20 protein-coding genes are annotated in these 21872 nt (G+C 60.4%); 13 read left to right on the top strand and 7 right to left on the bottom strand.

The annotated features are described in order from the left end of the window. The first annotated feature begins 2 nt into the window (after nucleotides 1-2). From hutH to J3D54_RS06370, 13 genes are all read left to right on the top strand, one after another. Nucleotides 3-1541 (top strand): histidine ammonia-lyase, encoded by a 1539-nt coding sequence (hutH, locus tag J3D54_RS06430; RefSeq protein WP_253417179.1) that lies wholly within the window; start codon nucleotides 3-5, stop codon nucleotides 1539-1541. A 120-nt stretch (nucleotides 1542-1661) separates the two neighbouring features. Continuing rightward, nucleotides 1662-3071, top strand: coding sequence for an amino acid permease (locus tag J3D54_RS06425; protein WP_253417178.1), 1410 nt, complete (start codon nucleotides 1662-1664; stop codon nucleotides 3069-3071). A 17-nt stretch (nucleotides 3072-3088) separates the two neighbouring features. After that, nucleotides 3089-4294, top strand: coding sequence for an imidazolonepropionase (hutI, locus tag J3D54_RS06420; RefSeq protein ID WP_253417177.1), 1206 nt, complete (start codon nucleotides 3089-3091; stop codon nucleotides 4292-4294). 10 nt (nucleotides 4295-4304) lie between these two features. Continuing rightward, a complete protein-coding gene (gene hutG, locus J3D54_RS06415) occupies nucleotides 4305-5108 on the top strand; it encodes an N-formylglutamate deformylase (RefSeq protein ID WP_253417176.1) in 804 nt (267 codons plus the stop codon). Nucleotides 5109-5422: 314 nt separating this feature from the next. Continuing rightward, nucleotides 5423-6370 (top strand): choline ABC transporter substrate-binding protein, encoded by a 948-nt coding sequence (locus J3D54_RS06410; protein WP_253417175.1) that lies wholly within the window; start codon nucleotides 5423-5425, stop codon nucleotides 6368-6370. 182 nt (nucleotides 6371-6552) lie between these two features. Then, a complete protein-coding gene (locus J3D54_RS06405) occupies nucleotides 6553-7473 on the top strand; it encodes an alpha/beta hydrolase (protein ID WP_253417174.1) in 921 nt (306 codons plus the stop codon). A gap of 115 nt (nucleotides 7474-7588) precedes the next feature. After that, on the top strand, nucleotides 7589-8560 hold the full coding sequence (gene pip / locus J3D54_RS06400; RefSeq protein WP_018929173.1) for a prolyl aminopeptidase: 972 nt from the start codon (nucleotides 7589-7591) through the stop codon (nucleotides 8558-8560). Further along, the gene (gene dtd, locus J3D54_RS06395; protein WP_253417173.1) at nucleotides 8557-8994 is read left to right on the top strand and encodes a D-aminoacyl-tRNA deacylase; all 438 of its coding nucleotides are present in this window, start codon (nucleotides 8557-8559) and stop codon (nucleotides 8992-8994) included. Before pip ends, dtd begins: the two co-directional genes overlap by 4 nt. A 319-nt stretch (nucleotides 8995-9313) precedes the next feature. Then, the gene (locus tag J3D54_RS06390; protein ID WP_253417172.1) at nucleotides 9314-11119 is read left to right on the top strand and encodes a glucan biosynthesis protein G; all 1806 of its coding nucleotides are present in this window, start codon (nucleotides 9314-9316) and stop codon (nucleotides 11117-11119) included. After that, on the top strand, nucleotides 11112-13682 hold the full coding sequence (gene mdoH, locus J3D54_RS06385; RefSeq protein ID WP_253417171.1) for a glucans biosynthesis glucosyltransferase MdoH: 2571 nt from the start codon (nucleotides 11112-11114) through the stop codon (nucleotides 13680-13682). Before J3D54_RS06390 ends, mdoH begins: the two co-directional genes overlap by 8 nt. A gap of 228 nt (nucleotides 13683-13910) precedes the next feature. Beyond that, on the top strand, nucleotides 13911-14708 hold the full coding sequence (locus J3D54_RS06380; protein WP_253417170.1) for a transporter substrate-binding domain-containing protein: 798 nt from the start codon (nucleotides 13911-13913) through the stop codon (nucleotides 14706-14708). A 167-nt stretch (nucleotides 14709-14875) separates the two neighbouring features. Beyond that, nucleotides 14876-15835 (top strand): amino acid ABC transporter permease, encoded by a 960-nt coding sequence (locus J3D54_RS06375; RefSeq protein ID WP_253417169.1) that lies wholly within the window; start codon nucleotides 14876-14878, stop codon nucleotides 15833-15835. After that, complete coding sequence (locus tag J3D54_RS06370; RefSeq protein ID WP_253417168.1) at nucleotides 15828-16562, top strand: amino acid ABC transporter ATP-binding protein; 735 nt, start codon at nucleotides 15828-15830, stop codon at nucleotides 16560-16562. Before J3D54_RS06375 ends, J3D54_RS06370 begins: the two co-directional genes overlap by 8 nt. A 156-nt stretch (nucleotides 16563-16718) precedes the next feature. Here the strand turns inward: J3D54_RS06370 and J3D54_RS06365 are convergent, their stop codons facing one another. The 7 genes from J3D54_RS06365 to hisI form a co-directional block, all read right to left on the bottom strand. Beyond that, on the bottom strand, nucleotides 16719-18635 hold the full coding sequence (locus J3D54_RS06365) for a methyl-accepting chemotaxis protein (RefSeq protein WP_253417167.1): 1917 nt from the start codon (nucleotides 18633-18635) through the stop codon (nucleotides 16719-16721). A gap of 235 nt (nucleotides 18636-18870) precedes the next feature. After that, nucleotides 18871-19578, bottom strand: a complete 708-nt coding sequence (locus J3D54_RS06360) for a 16S rRNA (uracil(1498)-N(3))-methyltransferase (RefSeq protein WP_253417166.1) — start codon at nucleotides 19576-19578, stop codon at nucleotides 18871-18873. Next, entirely contained in the window at nucleotides 19575-20387 is an 813-nt protein-coding gene (tatC, locus tag J3D54_RS06355) for a twin-arginine translocase subunit TatC (RefSeq protein WP_253426520.1), read from the bottom strand. Before tatC ends, J3D54_RS06360 begins: the two co-directional genes overlap by 4 nt. Next, the gene (gene tatB, locus J3D54_RS06350; protein ID WP_253417165.1) at nucleotides 20366-20818 is read right to left on the bottom strand and encodes a Sec-independent protein translocase protein TatB; all 453 of its coding nucleotides are present in this window, start codon (nucleotides 20816-20818) and stop codon (nucleotides 20366-20368) included. Before tatB ends, tatC begins: the two co-directional genes overlap by 22 nt. 10 nt (nucleotides 20819-20828) lie before the next feature. After that, nucleotides 20829-21107 (bottom strand): twin-arginine translocase TatA/TatE family subunit, encoded by a 279-nt coding sequence (locus J3D54_RS06345; protein ID WP_018929163.1) that lies wholly within the window; start codon nucleotides 21105-21107, stop codon nucleotides 20829-20831. Nucleotides 21108-21129: 22 nt separating this feature from the next. Beyond that, the gene (locus J3D54_RS06340; RefSeq protein WP_007899279.1) at nucleotides 21130-21462 is read right to left on the bottom strand and encodes a phosphoribosyl-ATP diphosphatase; all 333 of its coding nucleotides are present in this window, start codon (nucleotides 21460-21462) and stop codon (nucleotides 21130-21132) included. Continuing rightward, nucleotides 21455-21856, bottom strand: coding sequence for a phosphoribosyl-AMP cyclohydrolase (gene hisI / locus J3D54_RS06335; RefSeq protein WP_253417164.1), 402 nt, complete (start codon nucleotides 21854-21856; stop codon nucleotides 21455-21457). The genes J3D54_RS06340 and hisI overlap by 8 nt, the downstream gene beginning before the upstream one ends. Nucleotides 21857-21872 lie beyond the last annotated feature (16 nt).

Raw genomic sequence — 21872 nt, 5'->3', positions numbered from 1 at the left:
GAATGAATGTGACTGCGCTTAATTTGATTCCCGGCCAACTGAGCCTTGCCCAACTGCGTGATGTGTATCAGCAACCGGTCAAAATCACCCTCGACGAAAGCGCTTCGGCGCAAATCGAAGCCAGCGTTGCCTGCGTGGAACAGATCCTCGCCGAGAACCGCACCGCGTATGGCATCAACACCGGTTTCGGCCTGCTGGCCTCGACCCGCATCGCCAGCGAAGACCTGGAAAACCTCCAGCGCTCGCTGGTGCTGTCCCACGCCGCCGGTGTCGGCGAGCCGATCAGCGACGCCTTGGTGCGGCTGGTCATGGTGCTCAAGGTCAACAGCCTGAGCCGTGGTTTTTCCGGCATTCGTCGTCAGGTGATTGATGCACTGATCGCGCTGATCAATGCTGAGGTTTACCCGCACATTCCATTGAAAGGTTCGGTCGGCGCGTCCGGCGATTTGGCGCCGTTGGCCCACATGTCGCTGGTGCTGCTGGGCGAAGGCAAGGCGCGCTACAAAGGCGAATGGCTGCCCGCCACCGAAGCGCTGAAAGTCGCCGGTCTGACACCGCTGACCCTGGCAGCGAAAGAAGGCCTGGCGCTGCTTAACGGCACTCAGGTGTCCACCGCCTACGCCCTGCGTGGTCTGTTCGAAGGCGAAGATCTGTTCGCCGGCGCCTTGGCCCTTGGCGGTATGACGGTCGAAGCGGTACTGGGCTCGCGCTCGCCGTTCGATGCGCGTATCCACGCCGCTCGCGGCCAGAAAGGCCAGATCGACGCCGCTGCCGCTTACCGCGATCTGCTGGGTGAGCGCAGCGAAGTGTCCGACTCGCACCAGAACTGCGAAAAGGTCCAGGACCCGTACTCCCTGCGCTGCCAGCCGCAAGTCATGGGCGCCTGCCTGACCCAGTTCCGTCAGGCCGCCGAAGTGCTCGCCGTGGAAGCCAACGCCGTATCGGATAACCCGCTGGTGTTCGCCGCTGAAGGTGACGTGATCTCCGGCGGCAACTTCCACGCCGAACCGGTGGCCATGGCCGCCGACAACATGGCTTTGGCCATCGCCGAAATCGGCTCCCTGAGCGAGCGCCGCATCTCGCTGATGATGGACAAGCACATGTCGCAACTGCCGCCGTTCCTGGTGGCCAATGGTGGTGTGAATTCCGGCTTCATGATCGCTCAAGTAACCGCGGCGGCTTTGGCCAGCGAGAACAAAGCGCTGTCTCATCCACATTCGGTGGACAGTCTGCCGACGTCGGCCAACCAGGAAGACCACGTGTCCATGGCCCCGGCGGCGGGCAAGCGTCTGTGGGAAATGGCCGAGAATACTCGCGGGATTCTCGCGGTGGAATGGTTGGCTGCGGCCCAGGGGCTGGATTTGCGCGACGGTCTGAAAACCTCGCCAAAACTGGAAAAGGCTCGCGCCATCCTGCGCGCAGAAGTGCCGTTCTATGAGAAGGATCGCTTCTTTGCGCCGGACATCAACGCGGCGAGTGAGCTATTGTCCACGCGTTGCCTGAATGATCTGGTGACGGCGAAGTTGCTGCCTAGCCTGTAATGGCCTCTTCGCGAGCAAGCCCGCTCCCACAGTGGATCTCCAGTGTTCACACAACCCCTGTGGGAGCGAGCCTGCTCGCGATTCGATTTTGTATTGGATAAGAATAATTAAGGACGAAAAATGCAACAGTCAGCAAAAGGTTTGAAACGCGGGCTCTCTGCCCGACATATTCGCTTCATGGCACTGGGGTCGGCGATCGGCACCGGGCTGTTTTACGGTTCTGCCTCGGCCATTCAAATGGCCGGCCCTGCGGTCCTGCTCGCTTATCTGATTGGTGGCGCGGCGGTGTTCATGGTCATGCGCGCCCTTGGCGAGATGGCGGTGCACAACCCGGTGGCCGGCTCATTCGGCCAGTACGCCAGCACCTATCTGGGGCCGATGGCGGGTTTCATCCTCGGTTGGACCTACGCGTTTGAAATGGTCATCGTCGGTATGGCCGACGTGACCGCGTTCGGCATTTACATGGGCTTCTGGTTTCCGGAGGTCTCCCGCTGGATCTGGGTGCTGGGCATCGTTTCGGTGGTCGGCGGCTTGAACCTGTGCAACGTCAAAGTCTTCGGTGAAATGGAGTTCTGGCTGTCGCTACTCAAGGTCGCGGCCATCGTCGCGATGATCCTTGGCGGTTTCGGCATCATGCTGTTTGGCATCAGCAGTGCGCCCGGTGCCCAGGCGACCGATATCAGCAACCTCTGGACCCAGGGCGGCTTCATGCCCAATGGCGTGGGTGGCCTGATCGCATCGTTTGCGGTGGTGATGTTTGCATTTGGTGGCATTGAAATCATCGGCGTTACGGCCGGTGAAGCCAAAGACCCGCAGCGTGTGCTGCCCCGGGCGATCAATGCCGTACCGCTGCGTATCTTGCTGTTCTACGTGCTGACGATGCTGGTGCTGATGTCGATCTTTCCGTGGCAGCAGATCGGCAGCCAAGGCAGCCCGTTCGTACAGATTTTCGACAACCTGGGGATCAGCTCGGCGGCGACCATCCTCAATATCGTGGTGATCTCGGCGGCGGTGTCGGCCATTAACAGCGACATCTTCGGCGCGGGTCGCATGATGTATGGCCTGGCTCAGCAAGGGCACGCACCCAAAGGCTTTGCCCGTTTGTCGCGCAGGGGCGTGCCGTGGCTGACAGTGATGGTGATGAGCAGTGCGCTGCTGCTGGGCGTGTTGCTGAACTACCTGATTCCGGAAAACGTCTTTCTGTTAATCGCCTCCATCGCGACCTTTGCCACGGTGTGGGTCTGGCTGATGATTCTGTTCACCCAAGTGGCCATGCGTCGTTCCATGAGTGCCGAGCAGGTCGCGCAGTTGAAATTCCCAGTGCCGTTCTGGCCCTATGCGCCGATGGCGGCGATTGCCTTCATGCTGTTCATCTTCGGCGTGCTGGGCTATTTCCCGGACACCCAGGCGGCTCTGATCGTGGGTGTGGTCTGGATCGTGCTGCTGGTGCTGGCGTACCTGACGTGGGTGAAACCAGCGGCAGGAAAGACGGTACCAGTGGAGCAGGAACCTTTTTTTTCTCGTCGATAACCTAACGGAGGCCAAGGATGAAAACGCTCTGGCAACACTGCCACGTCGCAACCATGGCGCAAGGCGTCTACTCGATCATCGAGGACGCGGCCATCGTGACGTCAGGTGCGCACATTGAATGGGTGGGTCCGCGCGGCGAACTGCCGGCGGGCGAGTACCCGGCCGTCAATGATCTCAATGGGGCCTGGGTCACACCAGGCCTGATCGACTGTCATACCCACACAGTGTTCGGCGGCAATCGCAGCGGTGAATTCGAACAACGTCTGCAAGGCGTCAGCTACGCGGAGATCGCTGCAAGCGGTGGCGGCATCGCCAGCACCGTGCGCGCCACCCGCGCTGCCAGCGAAGATGAGCTGTTCGCCAGCGCTGCCAAGCGTTTGAAAAGCCTGATGCGCGACGGCGTGACCACGGTCGAGATGAAGTCCGGCTACGGCCTGGACCTGGCCAGCGAACGCAAAATCCTGCGGGTGATCCGCCGTCTCGGCGCCGAGCTACCGGTCAGCGTGCGCAGCACTTGCCTGGCCGCCCACGCCTTGCCGCCGGAATACGCAGACCGCGCCGACGCCTACATCGATCACATCTGCAGCGAAATGCTCCCGGCCCTGGCCGCTGAAGGGCTGGTGGATGCGGTGGACGCTTTCTGCGAATACCTGGCTTTTTCGCCGGAGCAAGTCGAACGGGTTTTCGTTGTTGCGCAGAACCTCGGCTTGCCGGTGAAGCTGCACGCCGAGCAATTGTCGTCGCTGCACGGTTCGAGCCTGGCGGCGCGCTACCACGCACTGTCCGCCGATCATCTGGAATTCATGACCGAAGACGACGCCATCGCTATGGCCAAGTCCGGCACCGTCGCGGTATTGCTACCCGGCGCGTTCTACTTCCTGCGGGAAACCCAATTGCCACCGATGGAAGCTCTGCGCAAACACGGGGTAAAAATCGCCATCGCCAGCGACCTCAACCCGGGCACTTCGCCGGCGTTGTCGTTGCGCTTGATGCTGAACATGGCCTGCACCTGTTTCCGTATGACCCCGGAAGAGGCCCTGGCGGGTGCAACAATTCACGCCGCCACTGCGCTGGGCATGGCCGAAACTCACGGTTCGCTGGAAACCGGCAAAGTCGCCGACTTCGTCGCCTGGCAAATCGATCGTCCGGCCGACTTGTCATATTGGCTGGGCGGCGACCTGGAAAAACGCGTCGTGCGTCACGGCGTCGAAACAAGCGTTTAGGAGAGCAGTTGTGGATAAGGTTCTGAACTTCAAACAAGGCCGCGTGCCGCTGCTGATCAGCATGCCCCACGCCGGCCTGCGCCTGACCCCGGCGGTCGAAGCCGGGTTGATTCCCGATGCGAAAAGCCTGCCGGACACCGATTGGCACATCCCCAAACTTTACGAATTCGCCGCTGAGCTGGGCGCCAGCATCCTGGCGGCCGAGTACTCGCGGTTTGTCATCGACTTGAACCGGCCGTCCGACGACAAGCCTTTGTATGTCGGCGCCACCACCGGTCTGTATCCGGCAACGTTGTTCGACGGCATTCCATTGTTCCGCGAAGGGCTGGAGCCGTCGGCTGCAGAACGGGCGACTTATCTGGAACAGATCTGGACGCCGTACCACCGCACCTTGCAGGAAGAACTGGCACGGCTGAAAGCCGAGTTCGGCTATGCGTTGCTGTTCGATGCGCATTCGATTCGCTCGGTGATCCCGCATCTGTTCGACGGCAAGCTGCCGGACTTCAACCTCGGCACCTTCAACGGCGCCAGTTGCGATCCGCAGTTGGCCACACAACTGGAAGTGATCTGCGCGAAGCACACCGATTACAGCCATGTGCTGAACGGTCGCTTCAAGGGCGGGCACATTACCCGGCATTACGGCAATCCGGCCGTGAACATTCATGCCGTGCAACTGGAGTTGGGCCAGTGCACCTATATGGAAGAGTTCGAGCCGTTCCGTTACCGCCCGGATTTGGCGGCGCCGACGCAGGTGGTGCTCCGGGAGTTGCTGCAAGGGTTGCTGGCGTGGGGGCAACAACGATATCGAGCATAAACACTCACCTGTGGGGAGGGGGCTTGTCGGAACGCCGCACCGCCCCGTTCGGCTGCGAAGCAGTCGTAAACCCGGTCAGCGCGGTAAATCTGTCGGAAATCGATTGAATGGTTTGGGGCCGCTTCGCGGCCCAACGGGGGCAAGCCCCCTCGCCACAAGTAGTAACTTGCCTCGATACTGATTGGGGCTGTCGCCACCGTGCAAAACACGGTCGCCACAGGTCACTTTTGCCGACTCGGCGCTGCGTAACGTTGTGGGCACGGTGCACAAAGACACCGGGCCCACAATAATCTGCTGCCGAGCGAGCCTTCCCGATGAAACGACTGTTCAACCGCTGTCTGTTAATCCTCACCGGCACTGCTCTTCTGAGCACCAGCGTTTTCGCCAACGACCCCGCTTCCTGCAAGACCGTGCGCATGGGCGTGGTCAACTGGACCGACGTCATTGCCACCAGCGGCATGGCCGAAGTGCTGCTCAATGGCCTTGGCTATGAAAGCAAGCATACCAGCGCCGTACAGCAAATCATCTTCGCCGGCATCCGCGACAAACGCCTCGATATCTTCCTTGGTTACTGGAAACCGGCGATGGACAAGAACATCGCCCCGTTCGTCGCTGCCAATCAAGTGAAGGTCATGGACAAACCGAGCCTGGCCGACGCCCAGGCAACGCTCGCCGTACCTGACTACGTCGCTGCCGCCGGCCTGAAAACCTTCGCCGACATTGCCAGATTCAAGGATCAGTTGGGCGGCAAGATTTACGGCATCGAGCCGGGCAGCGGCGCCAACACCACCATCAAAACCATGATCGAGACCAACCGCTTCGGTTTGAAGGACTTCAAGCTGATCGAGTCCGGTGAGGCCGGGATGCTTGCGGCCGTGCAACGGGCGGTCAATCGCAAGGAGTTCGTGGTGTTCGTCGGCTGGACCCCGCATCCGATGAACATCAACATGAACATCGCCTACCTGACCGGCAGCGAAGACGTCTACGGCCCGAACGAAGGCGCGGCGACCGTTTCCACCGTGACCGCGCCGGACTATGCCGAGCGTTGCCCGAACGTGAACCGTCTATTGGAAAACCTGACCTTCACCGCCGCTCAGGAAAGCCAGCTGATGGTGCCGATCATGGAACGCAAGACACCGCAGGACGTTGCCAGGCAATGGCTGCGCGATCATCCCGAAGACCTTCAGCGCTGGCTGGCGGGTGTCAGCAGTTTTGATGGCAAGGAAGGTGTGGCAACCGTTCAAGCCAGTTTGAAACACTGACTGGTCGAGCGAGACCACCGTGACGAGGAAGACGCAGAACCTGTGGGAGCGAGGCTTGCCCGTGAAGAACGATGACGCGTAATACCTGAAAACTGCGGCGCATTCTTCGCGGGCAAGCCTCGCTCCCACAGGATTAGCGTCGTTCAATTTTTTGAGTTCCTCTATTGGGCTGGCTGCGGCACATGGCTTCTTATCCACTCTCTGAACAAATGGCGGCTTTCGTCGAGAAAACCATCAGCTTCAACAGCACCGACCGCAGCCTCACCGGTTGGCGTCAGGCCTACCGTGAGATGTGCCGGGCATTTACTCCGCCCTGTCCCGAGGGGCTTAAGGTGGTCGATTTCGAGTTGGCGGGAGTGGCGGTGCGCGCCTGGCAACCGTCGGCCGAATCACCGACCAGCGGCTGGCCCTGCGTTGTGTATTTGCATGGCGGTGGTTGGGTGGTGGGGGATCTGGATTCCCACGCCTTCATCTGCGCCGAACTGGCGTCGACGCTCGGCGCGTTGGTGATCGCCGTCGATTATCGGTTGGCGCCGGAACATCCGTTTCCGGCGGCGTTCGATGACTGCCTGAGTGTCTGGCGCGCGTTGCGCACGGGGCCGTTTCAGCTCGACCCGACGCGGACGCTGGTGGCCGGCGACAGCGCTGGCGGCAACCTTGCCGCTGCGCTGTGCCTGGCCTTGCGCGATGCCGGCGAACCGGCGCCCTGTGCACAGGTTCTGATCTATCCGGGCCTGGGCGGCGATCATCGATTGGTATCGCGCAGTGAGTGCGCCGACGCGCCATTGCTCAGCAGCGGCGATCTGGATTGTTATCACGCATTGTATTTACGCGGCACCCGACAACCGGGTGCCTATGCGATGCCGTTGGTCGCCGACGATTTCAGCGGCCTGCCGCCGACGTTGGTTGCCGTGGCGCAGTTCGATCCGCTGCGCGACGACGGCGTGCTTTACGCCGAACGACTCAACGCCGCCAGCGTTAACGCAACGCTTTATCACGGCGAGGGGCTGGTTCACGGTTGTTTGCGGGCGCGCAGGAAGGTGGCCGAGGTCGACCGACTCTATGAAACCCTGCTCGGCTATTTGGCTGAGAAGACGGGCTGACAAACGCTGACGCTGCGAGGGGCATGCTCATTGAAGTAATTCGGGTTTATGATGCCGGACGGCAGAATAATAGAAGTCCCTACAGGGATGACCTCGACCCCTTACGGAGCGCGCAATGCAGACTTTGTACCCGCAGATCAAACCCCACGCCCGGCACGATCTGGCCGTCGATAAAACCCACACGCTGTATGTCGACGAAAGCGGTTCACCGGAAGGTTTGCCGGTAGTGTTCATTCACGGCGGCCCCGGCGCCGGGTGTGATGCGCAAAGCCGCCGGTATTTCGATCCGAACCTGTATCGCATCGTTACCTTCGACCAGCGCGGTTGCGGTCGCTCCACGCCCCACGCCAGCCTGGAAAACAACACCACCTGGGATCTGGTCGCCGACCTTGAGCGGATTCGCAAACACCTGGGTATCGACAAATGGGTGCTGTTCGGCGGTTCCTGGGGTTCGACCCTGGCCCTGGCTTATGCGCAAACCCATCCGGAGCGCGTACACGGTCTGATTCTGCGCGGGATTTTTCTCTGCCGTCCCCAGGAAATCGAATGGTTCTACCAGTGTGGCGCCAGTCGTCTGTTCCCCGATTACTGGCAGGACTACATCGCGCCGATCCCGCTGGACGAACGCGACGACTTGCTCACGGCATTCCACAAACGCCTGGTCGGCAACGACCAGATCGCCCAGATGCATGCGGCCAAGGCCTGGTCCATCTGGGAAGGCCGTACCGCGACCCTGCGTCCGAATCCGCTGGTGGTCGACCGTTTCTCCGAACCTCAACGTGCGTTGTCCATCGCCCGTATCGAATGCCACTACTTCACCAATAACGCTTTCCTGGAGCCGAACCAGCTGATCCGTGACATGGGCAAGATCGCCCATTTGCCCGGTGTCATCGTCCATGGTCGTTATGACGTGATCTGCCCGCTGGACAACGCCTGGGAGCTGCATCAGGCCTGGCCGAACAGCGAACTGCAGGTGATTCGCGACGCCGGCCATGCGGCGTCCGAACCGGGGATCACCGATGCCTTGGTACGCGCCGCCGATCAGATGGCCCGTCGCTTGCTCGACCTGTCGCCTGACGAAGCATGAAGGGCCTGCTGCAGCGCGTGCGCGGCGCGCGAGTCGAGGTCGCGGGAGAGGTGGTTGGTGCGATAGATCAGGGGTTGCTGGTGCTGGTGGCGGTCGAACCCGACGACACGCAGGCCAGCGCCGACAAACTTCTGCATAAACTGCTTAACTATCGAGTATTCAGTGACGCCGAGGGCAAGATGAATCTGTCCTTGGCGGATGTGGGCGGCGGGTTATTGCTGGTCTCGCAGTTCACCCTGGCCGCCGATACCAAAAACGGGTTGCGTCCGAGTTTTTCGACGGCGGCCCCTCCGGCCTTGGGCGAGGCGCTTTTCGACTATTTATTGGGCAAAGCGAAACAGGTGCATGGCACTGTGGCATCAGGTAGATTCGGCGCGGATATGCAGGTGCACCTGGTCAATGATGGCCCGGTAACCTTCCTGTTACAGACGTGAAAGTGCTTGAAACATCTTTTTAAGGGCATTTCGGCTGAAAACAGGGGTTTTTCCCGATAAATACTTGGTTTCCCCTGATGCGTTGTAACGCGGCCTACTAGATAATCGCGCGCTACGGGGATCAGCGTTCGTTGGTCCATTTTGACTTAGGTAGAGACTTGTCCGGGACCTGTTGGGGAATCATTTTGCCCCATGGGAGTCGGAACAATGCTCGCCAACTTGGCAAGAGTGGTCTGCAGGGTCGGTTTTTCCACCGTACACCGTGCTGGCACTTTAACTGGCCGTTGGTTTTTTGATCTGTTTTCGGCGAGGGTTGCTCGTGATTGTTAGTCCCTGTAATGCACCAAAATTGTCTGCCAAACGGTTTCGAAACGCACTGGTAGCGGGCTCTGCTCTGCTCTGCCTGTTCAGCGCCGGCCAGCTTTGGGCATTCAATCTGGATGACGTATCGGTCAAGGCAAAAGAGCTGGCCGGGCAAAAATACGAAGCCCCGCGCAGTAACCTGCCGAATGAATTTCGTGAGATGAAATTCGCGGATTATCAAAAAATTCGCTTCCTCACCGAAAAAGCCGAGTGGGCTAACCAGAAAACCCCATTCAAGCTGTCGTTCTATCATCAGGGCATGCACTTCGATACGCCGGTGAAAATCAACGAAATCACGGCCAACACCGTCGAAGAGATCAAATACGACCCAAGTCGTTTCGATTTCGGCGATATGAAGTTCGATCCTAAAGCCACTGAACAGCTGGGTTATGCCGGTTTCCGTGTGCTCTACCCGATCAACAAGGCCGACAAGCAAGACGAAATCATGACCATGCTCGGCGCGAGTTACTTCCGCGTTGTCGGCAAGGGCCACACCTATGGCTTGTCCGCTCGCGGCATGGCCATCGATACCGCCTTGCCTTCCGGCGAAGAGTTCCCGCGTTTCACCGAGTTCTGGATTCAACAGCCGAAGCCGGGCGACAAGCACCTGGTGATCTTCGCCCTGCTGGATTCGCCGCGCGCCACCGGTGCCTATCGCCTGACCCTGCGTCCGGGCAGCGACACGGTCGTCGACGTCAAGGCCAAGATGTTCCTGCGTGACAAGGTCACCAAACTCGGCGTTGCACCGCTGACCAGCATGTTCCTGTTCGGCGCCAACCAGCCGTCGAAAGTGCTGAACTACCGTCGCGAACTGCACGACTCCAGCGGTCTGTCGATCCATGCCGGCAACGGTGAATGGATCTGGCGCCCATTGAACAACCCGAAACACCTGGCCGTGAGCAACTTCTCGATCGAGAACCCGCGCGGTTTCGGTTTGCTGCAGCGTGGCCGTGACTTCAGCCACTACGAAGACCTCGACGACCGCTACGACAAGCGCCCAAGCGCCTGGATCGAACCGAAAGGCGATTGGGGCAAGGGCTCCGTCGATCTGGTGGAGATTCCTACCGCTGACGAAACCAACGACAATATCGTTGCTTTCTGGAGCCCGGAAAAACTGCCAGAGCCTGGCCAGTCCCTGGACGTCGCTTATCGCATGCACTGGACCATCGACGAAGCCTCCCTGCATTCGGCGGACAGCGCCTGGGTTCAACAGACCCTGCGTTCCACGGGTGACGTGAAGCAGTCGAACCTGATTCGTCAGCCGGACGGCAGCGTGGCCTACCTGGTGGATTTCCAAGGTCCGTCCCTGCAGGATTTGCCGGAAGATGCCGATGTGCGCAGCCAGGTGAGCGTGGGTGACAACGCGGAGCTGGTCGAGAACAGCGTTCGTTACAACCCTGAAACCAAGGGCTGGCGCCTGACCCTGCGGATGAAGATCAAGGATCCGGGCAAGTCCACCGAAATGCGTGCAGCACTGGTCAAGACCATCACGCCTGCCGAGACGATCAAGACCACGGCGCCAGCGTCCAGCTCTTCCGTTGCCAAGGCCGACAAGATCGCCGCCCGTCAGCAGGAGAAGAAGGACAAGGAAGCCAAGCAAGCTGAAGCGCAAGCCCAGCAAGTCAAGGACACCAAGGAGAAGGACAACAAAGACGCCAAGCAGCCTGTCGCTGCCGAAGCGGCCCCTGCCACACCGGAATCGGCACCGACTGAACAAGTCCTGACCGAGACCTGGAGCTATCAGTTGCCTGCCGATGAGTAATTCACAAGTACAGCCACAAACGCTTGCCGAGTACCTGGCGCATTTGCCGATGACCGACGAGCAGCGCGCAGAACTCGCGGGCTGCAAGTCTTTCAGTGAGTTGCACGAACGTCTGTCGTCCCAGGCGTTCGACTCGCCGACCGATGCCGCCCAGGCGTCGGTCGGGCGGCGCCTGACCCTGAACACCGCCGAAGAACTGGCGGATGCGCAAATGTTGGGACTCGACGCCAGTGGTCGGGTTTGCCTCAAGGCAGCCCCGCCGATCCGTCGGACCAAAGTCGTTCCGGAGCCATGGCGCACCAATATTCTGGTGCGTGGCTGGCGTCGGCTGACCGGTCGCACCAACCCGCCGAATCCGCCGAAAGACGAGAACGTGCTGCCGGCAGCTCGCTGGCGCACCGTCGGTTCGATCCGTCGTTACATTCTGCTGGTGCTGATGCTCGGTCAGACGATCGTCGCCGGCTGGTACATGAAAGGCATCATGCCGTACCAGGGCTGGTCGTTCGTCGATCTTGAAGAGGTGCTGCACCAGCCGCTCTTGCAAACTGCGGCCCAGGTGCTGCCTTACGCGTTGCAAACCAGCATTCTGATTCTGTTCGGGATTCTGTTCTGCTGGGTGTCGGCCGGTTTCTGGACCGCGCTGATGGGCTTCCTCGAGTTGATCACTGGCCGCGACAAATACCGCATTTCCGGCGCCAGCGCCGGCAACGAGCCGATCGCCAAGGATGCACGCACCGCATTGGTGATGCCAATCTGCAACGAAGATGTGCCGCGGGTATTCGCCGGTTTGCGGGCGACCTTCGAGTCGGTTGCTGCCTCGGGTAACCTGGATCGCTTCGACTTTTTCGTGCTCAGCGACAGTAACGACGCCGATATCTGCGTCGCCGAACAGCAGGCCTGGCTGGACGTCTGCCGTGAAGCCAAGGGCTTCGGCAAGATCTTCTACCGCCGCCGCCGTCGTCGCGTAAAACGTAAAAGCGGCAACCTCGACGACTTCTGCCGTCGTTGGGGCGGTGACTACAAGTACATGGTCGTGCTCGACGCCGACAGCGTAATGAGTGGCGAATGCTTGAGCAGCCTGGTGCGCCTGATGGAAGCCACGCCGGACGCCGGGATCATCCAGACCGCGCCGCGTGCGTCGGGCATGGACACTCTTTATGCGCGTATGCAGCAGTTCGCCACCCGTGTGTACGGTCCACTGTTCACCGCTGGCCTGCACTTCTGGCAGTTGGGCGAATCCCACTACTGGGGCCACAACGCGATCATCCGCATGAAGCCGTTCATCGAGCACTGCGCCCTGGCGCCGTTGCCCGGTAAAGGCGCGTTCGCCGGTGCGATTCTGTCCCACGACTTCGTTGAAGCGGCGCTGATGCGCCGGGCCGGCTGGGGCGTGTGGATTGCCTATGACTTGCCGGGCAGCTACGAAGAACTGCCGCCGAACCTGCTGGACGAACTCAAGCGTGACCGTCGCTGGTGCCACGGCAACCTGATGAACTTCCGACTGTTCCTGGTCAAAGGCATGCACCCGGTACACCGTGCGGTGTTCCTGACAGGCGTGATGTCTTACCTGTCGGCGCCGTTGTGGTTCTTCTTCCTTGTGCTGTCGACAGCTCTGCTGGCGACCAACACGCTGATGGAGCCGCAGTACTTCCTGGAACCGCGTCAGCTCTATCCGTTGTGGCCGCAATGGCACCCGGACAAGGCAATTGCACTGTTCTCGACAACCATCGTGCTGCTGTTCCTGCCGAAGTTGCTGAGCATCATCCTGATCTGGGCCAAGGGCGCGAAAGAGTTCGGTGGCAGGTTCAAGGTGACGCTGTCGATGCTGCTGGAGATGTTGTTCTCCATGCTGCTGGCGCCGGTGCGGATGATTTTCCACACCCGTTTCGTACTCGCCGCGTTCCTCGGCTGGGCCGCGACCTGGAACTCGCCGCAACGTGACGACGACTCCACACCGTGGAGCGAAGCGGTCAAGCGTCACGGTCCGCAAACCGTGCTGGGCTTCTTCTGGGCGCTGTTGGTGATCTGGCTGAACCCGAGCTTTCTCTGGTGGCTGGTGCCGATCGTCGGTTCGCTGATGCTGTCGATTCCGGTGTCGGTGATCTCCAGTCGTGTGGGTCTGGGTCTGAAGTCCCGTGACGAGAGCCTGTTCCTGATCCCTGAGGAATACAATCCGCCGCAGGCATTGCTGGCGACCGATCAGTACACCCACGAAAACCGCTGGCATGCACTGCACGACGGCTTCGTTCGGTCGGTAGTGGATCCACAGCAGAACGCGTTGGCGTGCGCGCTGGCGACGTCCCGTCACCGTCAGGCCGAGCCGATCGAATGGCTGCGTGTCGAGCGGGTTCGTCATGCGATGAAGGCCGGGCCTGAAGGGCTGACCAACAACGAGCGTGTGGCCCTGTTGAGTGATCCGGTGGCACTGGGTCGCTTGCATGAGCAAGTCTGGAGCGAAGGCCATGCCGAGTGGCTGCAGGCCTGGCGCACTTCGGTGGATGCCGATCCGCATGCGCCGCTGTTGCCGCTCAAACCGTTGAGCGTGCAGCCTCAGTTGGCATAATGAAAAACCCCGCGAAAGCGGGGTTTTTTTGTGCTGATGATCATTCCCGTGTTCTGCGTGGGAGCGATCAAACAAATCCCCCTCTACCCCTTGTGCAAACGAACAAGTGCGTTAGCATCCGTCCCCGAATTGGTGCGCCCGGACAGCTTTCTGTTCGTATCTGCCGGTTTCCTACAGGAAATCTGCGGTTTGCGTGCCTCACAATGCGATGGTTTTGGGGGCTTGAAGATGAAGAAGTATCTGTCGATGCTGCTGGTCGGCGTCACGGCATTGGTTGCAGTCAACGCGGCGCAGGCCGGTGCCATCGATGACGCGGTCAAGCGCGGCACGCTGAAAGTCGGCATGGACCCGACCTATATGCCGTTCGAAATGACCAACAAGCGCGGCGAGATCATCGGCTTCGAAGTCGACATCCTCAAAGCTATGGCCAAGGCCATGGGCGTCAAGCTGGAAATGGTTTCCACCGGCTACGACGGCATCATCCCGGCCCTGCTGACCGACAAGTTCGACATGATCGGCAGCGGCATGACCCTGACCCAGGAACGTAACCTGCGGCTGAACTTCAGCGAACCCTTCATTGTGGTCGGCCAGACGCTGCTGATCCGCAAGGAGCTGGAAGGCACCATCAAATCCTATAAAGACCTGAACACCGCCGACTACCGCATCACCTCCAAGCTCGGCACCACTGGCGAGATGGTCGCCAAAAAACTCATTTCCAAAGCCAAGTACCACGGCTACGACAACGAACAGGAAGCGGTGCTCGACGTGGTCAACGGCAAGGCCGACGCCTTCATCTACGACGCGCCTTACAACGTCGTGGCGGTGAACAAGGTCGGCAATGGCAAACTGGTGTTTCTCGACAAGCCGTTCACCTATGAGCCCCTGGCTTTCGGCCTGAAAAAAGGCGATTACGACAGCCTCAACTTCATCAACAACTTCCTGCACCAGATCCACGAAGACGGCACCTACGATCGCATCCATGACAAGTGGTTTAAAGACGCCGCTTGGCTCAAGGACATGGAATAAGGCTGAGCAGGCGACCGGTCGCATAGACCGCGTCGCTCCATTCGCGGGCAAGCCCGCTCCCACAGTTGATCTGACTGAACACAATTTTTGTGTCCGGCGCGGACCCTGTGGGAGCGGGCTTGCCCGCGAAGGCGGCCTCCCAGGCAATACAAATCCCGGAACCTGCAATGAAACAGAAAAAAGCCCAATGGCCCTGGCACGTATTAACCGTGCTGGTGCTGATCGGCCTGGCTGGCGCGTTGTATTACGCCACCTCGCTGATGTCCTACGAATGGCGCTGGAACCGCGTGCCACAGTACTTCGCCTACCACGCCGAAGAGTCCCTGCGCGCGGCCGACATCTCCACCGTCAGTGAGTTGGTACGCAAGGGCGACAAGGCTGAAGTCACCCTGCGCAATGATGCCGGGGATGAGCAGCACCTGACGGTCGACGACAACAGCCTGCAAGTCGCGCAAGGCGATGATGTGGCCGAGGGCGATGTGATCGGTGTGACCCGGCATTGGGCCGCCGGCCCGCTGCTATGGGGCCTCTGGACCACGTTATGGTTGTCCCTGGTGTCTGGCGTGCTTGGTCTGCTGATCGGCTTGGCCACCGGGCTGTGCCGCCTGTCGAAAAACCCGACCCTGCGCGACCTGTCGACGATCTACGTCGAGCTGGTGCGCGGTACGCCGCTGCTGGTTCAGATTTTCATTTTCTACTTCTTCATCGGCACCGTGATGAACCTCTCCCGGGAGTTCGCCGGAATCGCGGCGTTGTCGCTGTTCACCGGTGCTTACGTGGCGGAGATCATCCGGTCTGGCGTGCAGTCCATTGCCCGTGGTCAGAACGAAGCGGCGCGCTCCCTCGGTTTGAGCGGTGGCCAGTCGATGCGCCACGTGGTGCTGCCGCAAGCGTTCAAGCGCGTATTGCCGCCGCTGGCGGGACAGTTCATCAGTCTGGTCAAGGACACCTCGCTGGTGTCGGTGATCGCAATTACCGAACTGTTGAAAAGCGGTCGCGAAGTCATCACCACTTCGTTCTCGCCGTTCGAAATCCTGTTCTGCGTGGCCGGGCTGTACCTGTTGATCAACCTGCCGCTGTCGAAAATCGCCAGTCGGCTTGAGCGGAGGCTCGCGCAAAGTGATTGAAGTCCGCGATCTGATAAAAGTCTTCGACACCCGCGGCCAGGTGGTTCGCGCGGTGGATAACGTCTCCACCCAAGTGGCGAAAGGCGAAGTGTTGGTGGTGATCGGCCCGTCCGGTTCCGGCAAATCGACCTTTCTGCGCTGTCTGAATGGCCTGGAAGAATTCGATTCCGGCTCGGTGAGCATCGACGGTCTGCAACTGGCCGACCCGAAAACCGACGTCAACGCCTACCGCCGCGAAGTCGGCATGGTGTTCCAGCATTTCAACCTGTTCCCGCACATGACCGTGCTGGAGAACCTCTGTCTGGCTCAGAAAGTCGTGCGCAAGCGCGGCAAGAAGGAGCGCGAGGCCAAGGCCATGGTGTTGCTGGAAAAGGTCGGTATCGCTCAGAAGGCCCACGAGTTTCCATCGCGCCTGTCCGGTGGTCAGCAACAGCGCGTGGCCATCGCCCGGGCATTGGCGATGGAGCCCAAGGTGATGCTGTTCGATGAGCCGACGTCGGCGCTCGACCCGGAAATGGTCGGTGAAGTGTTGGATGTGATGAAGACCCTGGCCGTGGAAGGTATGACCATGGTTTGCGTCACCCACGAAATGGGCTTCGCCCGGGAAGTGGCGGATCGGGTGCTGTTCTTCGATCAAGGCAAATTGTTGGAAGACGCCTCACCGGCCGAGTTCTTCGATGCGCCGAAAGATCCGCGTGCGCAGGCGTTTTTGCGTCAGGTTCTCTAACGGCGGCGACCTTACGACCGCCATCGCGGGCAAGCCCGCTCCCACAGTATTTTCGGTGTTCATGCGATGTGCGTAACACCGCTGAACCCTGTGGGAGCGGGCTTGCCCGCGAAGGCATCACCTCGGTTCTGAGTGAACCGAAATCACTGCATCACCTCAAACCTTGAACTTGCCCACCAGCATCTGAAGATGCGTCCCCAACCGCGCCAGCTCGACGCTGGAGGCCGCGGTTTCTTCGCTGGCGGCCGAGGTCTGCTCGGACACGTCACGCACGTTCAGCACGCTGCGGTTGATCTCTTCGGCCACTGAGCTCTGTTGCTCGGCGGCAGCGGCGATCTGCTGGTTCATCGACTGGATGGCCGACACGGTACGGGTGATGTTTTCCAGTGAGCTACCGGCACGGCGGGTCAGTTCGACGCTGCTGTCGGTCAGGCTGCGGCTGTTGTCCATGATCGTCGCCACTTGCTGAGTGCCGCTTTGTAGGCCGACGATCAGCTCTTCGATTTCTTCGGTGGACTTCTGGGTGCGCTGGGCCAGGCTGCGGACTTCATCGGCGACCACCGCAAAGCCACGCCCGGCCTCACCGGCACGGGCGGCCTCGATGGCGGCGTTGAGCGCCAGCAGGTTGGTTTGCTGGGCCACGGATTTGATCACGTCGAGCACGCTGCCGATCTTGTCGCTTTCGCGCTTCAGGTCGCCCATGGCGGCAGTGGAGTTGCCGACTTCGAGGGCCAGGCGCTCGATCTGGGCGATGGCTTCACCGACCACCCTGTCACCCTCGCGGGCCTGCTGGTCAGCGGCGACGGCGGCTTCGGATGCTTCCTCGGCGTTGCGCGCGACTTCCTGCACGGTGGCGGTCATTTCGTGCATGGCGGTGGCCACTTGATCGGTTTCAACCTTCTGACTGTTGACCCCGGCGCTGGTCTGCTCGGTGACGGCAGACAGTTCTTCAGCGGCGCTGGCGATTTGGGTCACGCCGTCACTGATGCCGCCGATCAGCTCCCGCAGGCTGACGACCATCCGCTGCAGGGTGCTTTGTAATTGACCCAGCTCGTCGTGGCGAGTGACCTCAAGGTTATGGCTCAAATCGCCCGAGGCAACACGCTCCACTGCTACCAACGTCTGTTGCAGTGGAACAACGATCTGCCGCGTGATGACCCAGGCGGCGAGCAAGCCAAATGCTAACGCCAGGACGGTCACGATGATCAGCGTGCTTTTCGCTTGGGCCGTCTCTTGGTCACGCTTGTCGGTTTGCGTGCGGGTCAGTTGTGCACTCAGGTCATTCAAGTGGATCTCTTGATCCACCATCTTCTTGAGGGCGGCGGCGCTGGCCACCTGCGCGTCGCGGAACTGGCTGACTGCGACGCGGTAGCCCTTGAGCGATTCGGTGGCTTGTTGCAGGTTGGCGGTGTGTTGTTCCGGCAGTTTGCCCGGAAGGCTTTCAAGGTTCTTCAGGGCGTTGTCGATGGCATCCAGCGCGGGTTGCTCGGCTTCGGCCTTGCCGCTGTAGGTATAACCGCGAACCTGGAAGCGTGCTTGCTGGAGCAGTTTGCTCAGCTCGACCACGCTGTTGAATTGAGTGACGCTGTCGCCTTGCAGCAAGGACTTTTCGACTTCTGTCACCTTGGCCACAGCGTTGTCGGCGGTGGCGCCGAGCTTGGATCGGGCCGATTCACGGTTCTGTGTCGCCTGATTCATGTCGGCAAAGGCGCGTTTGTACTCACCGAGGGCGGCCAGTTGTTGACTGAGTATTTCCTTGCTCGCGGGGAGCACAAACATTTTGAGAGCAACCTGTATGCCATCATCGAGCTTGCCCACGAGTTCGCTGACGGCTGCTGGACCTTGTTCGCCACGGCGCATTTCGTAGTCGAGACGGGCAGTTCGCAAATCCTTGCCCAACTCGTTGAGATTGGAGATGTAACTCTGCTTGTCTGCGCGACTGATCACACTGCCCAGGCTATTCCAGCCAGTGAAGGTGATCAGCAGAGTCATGAGCAGCACGAGGCCAAAGCCGACACTCAACTTGCGATTGACGCTTACATTTCCCAGTTTCTCGGCTAGCCAACGGTACATGCTGCTACTCCCCTCGGACCATTAATCGGTTTTATGGGGACTGTATCGGCAGGCAGACGAGCTTCTGTAGGCGAGTAAACACTTGTGGCGAGGGAGCTTGCTTCCGCTTGGGCGCGAAGCGGCCACCGCTTTTTTCCAGCAAGACCGCATTCACCGGATTTACGACTGCTTCGCAGCCGAGCGGGACGGTGCGGCGATCCGACAAGCTCCCTCGCCACAAGGTAAGTGTCTGGGGTTAGAAGAGGCGTGCGAGCAACGCAGTGACGGCGGTTTCGACCCGCAGGATGCGCTCGCCAAGCTGCACCGGTTGCAGGCCGGCCTTGGCCAGCAGGTCAATTTCGTAAGGAATCCAGCCACCTTCGGGGCCGATGGCCAGCGTTACCGGCTCGTCCAGGCCACGGGGGCAGGGCGGATAGTGGCCGGGATGGCCGACGAGACCGAGGGTGCCTTCGGTGATCGCTGGCAGGCGATCTTCGACAAAAGGTTTGAAGCGCTTCTCGATGACGACTTCCGGCAGCACGCTGTCCCGGGCTTGTTCAAGCCCCAGGATCAACTGCTCGCGAATCGCCTCAGGTTCGAGGAACGGGGTTTGCCAGAAGCTCTTCTCGACGCGATAGCTGTTCACCAGCACGATGCGCGGCACACCCATGGCGGCCACGGTCTGGAACACCCTGCGGAGCATTTTCGGGCGTGGCAAGGCCAGTACCAGGGTCAGTGGCAGCTTGGTCGGCGGCGGTTGATCGAGGGTGACGCGCAATTCGGCTTCGTCGGCGTCCAGGCGCAGTACTTCGGCGGCACCCATCAGCCCGCCGATACGCCCGACGCGCATGCTGTCACCCACTTCACAGCGATGGACTTCCTGCATATGGGTCAAGCGGCGATCGCGCAGGATCGCCCGGTCGGCCGCAATGAAATCGGCCTCCTCGAGGAGCAGCAGGTTCACGCTTGGGTCGCTGGCGGCTGGTCGTTGTGATCGTCAGCCGGTTTTTCGTCCGGGTGCTCACTGCGTTTGCTGATCAGGCTGCCGAACAGGACACCGATCTCGAACAGCAACCACATCGGTACGGCCAACAGCGTCTGCGAGAAGATGTCCGGCGGTGTCAGGATCATGCCGACCACGAAGCAGCCGATGACCACGTACGGGCGGATTTTCTTCAGGTAGGCGACGTTGACCACGCCGATCCACACCAGCAGCACCACGGCCACCGGGATTTCGAACGCCACACCGAAGGCGAAGAACAGTGTCATGACGAAATCGAGGTAGCTGGTGATGTCGGTCATCATTTCCACGCCGGCCGGGGTGGCAGCAGCGAAGAACTTGAAGATCAGCGGGAACACCAGGAAATAGGCGAAGGCCATGCCGGTGTAGAACAGCAGGATGCTGGAGACCAGCAACGGCACTGCGATGCGCTTCTCATGCTTGTACAGGCCAGGCGCGATGAACCCCCAGATCTGATGCAGGATCACCGGGATTGCCAGGAACAGCGAGACCATCATGGTCAGCTTCAGCGGCGTGAGGAACGGCGAAGACACGTCGGTTGCGATCATCGTCGCGCCAGCCGGCAGGTATTGGCGTAGCGGCGTGGAGACGAAGGTGTAAATCTGCTGGGTGAAGGCAAACAACCCGGCGAAGATAATGAAAATCGCCGCTACACAGCGCAGCAGACGGGTGCGCAACTCGGTGAGGTGCGAGACCAGTGGCATGTGCTGGTCGTTTTCGGGGAGATCGCTCATGGGGCTCGCGGCGGCAATGTTGGGTCATGAGGGGCGGGGGCTGTCGACGCCGCCGCAGGAGGAACGGGTTCGACCGGCGCGATAACCGCTGCCGCTTCAGCTGCTTTTGCGGTTTCCGTCGGTGCAGTGACCGGCGCAGCCTCGGCGACCGGCGCATGAATCGTCTGCGTCGCCTCAGGTTCAACCGGCGTCGTCTCCTGCTGAGTCGGCGTGAAAATCTTCCGCGCCTCCTGCTCCAGGGACAGAATGTGCTCGTTGTGCAGTTGCCGGCGAATCTCGTCGGCACCGATTTCACGCTCAACTTCCTGTTTGATCGCGTTGAAGCTGCGCTTCAGCCGCCCGACCCACAGGCCAGCGGTGCGCGCAGCGCCCGGCAGGCGCTCGGGGCCCAGCACCAGTAGGGCGACGAGGCCGACGAGCAGCAGTTCAGAGAAGCTGATACCAAACATTAGTCAGTGCTCACGAGTCTTTGCGGATCGGCTCTTCGACTTTTTGCGCCTGCACATCGATGGTGTGCGGCGGGTTCACAGACGTTGTGGCCTGTGGCTGGGTCGGCGGAACCGGTTGGGCCGGAGTCGCAGTCGGGTCGGCCGGTTTCTCTTCGTCGTTCATGGCCTTGCGAAAGCCCTTGATCGACTCGCCCACGTCAGTGCCGAGGTTTTTCAGTTTCTTGGTGCCGAACACCAGCACCACGACAACCAGGATGACGATCCAGTGTTTCCAGTCAAAAATGCCCATGTTGCGTTCCTCTAATAATTATTCAGGCGGACGGACGCGAGGCTTTCTCGGCGTGTCCGGACAGACCGAAGCGACGGTCCAGTTCATCGAGCACAGCCTGTGGATGTTGCCCCAACTGGGCAAGCATGACCATGCTATGGAACCACAGGTCGGCGGTCTCGTAGATCACATCGCTGCAGTCACCGCTGATGGCGGCATCCTTGGCGGCAATAATGGTTTCGACCGACTCTTCGCCGACTTTTTCCAGAATTTTGTTCAATCCTTTGTGGTACAGGCTGGCGACGTACGAGCTGTCGGCGGCGGCGCCTTTGCGCTCTTCCAGCACCTGGGCCAGACGGGTCAAAGTGTCACTCATGAGTATGTCCTGCGCAGTAGATAGCGTGCGGGTCTTTGAGAACCGGGTCGACGGTTTTCCAGTCGCCGTTTTCGAAGACTCGGTAGAAGCAGCTCTGACGGCCGGTATGGCAGGCGATGTCGCCGATCTGCTCGACCATCAGGATGATCACGTCAGCGTCACAGTCCAGGCGCATCTCATGCAGGGTTTGCACGTGGCCGGACTCTTCGCCCTTGCGCCACAGCTTGCCACGGGAACGTGACCAGTAAATGGCACGGTTCTCGGCGGCGGTCAATTGCAGTGCTTCGCGGTTCATCCAGGCCATCATCAGGACGCGTCCGGTCTTGTGATCCTGGGCAATCGCCGGCACCAGTCCATCGGCGTCCCACTTGATCTCGTCCAGCCAGTTTTTCATCTTCGACTCCGACAGC

The sequence above is a fragment of the Pseudomonas sp. GGS8 genome (genome assembly GCF_024168645.1).
Classification (GTDB): domain Bacteria; phylum Pseudomonadota; class Gammaproteobacteria; order Pseudomonadales; family Pseudomonadaceae; genus Aquipseudomonas.
This window is presented reverse-complemented; position numbering and strand designations above follow the sequence as displayed.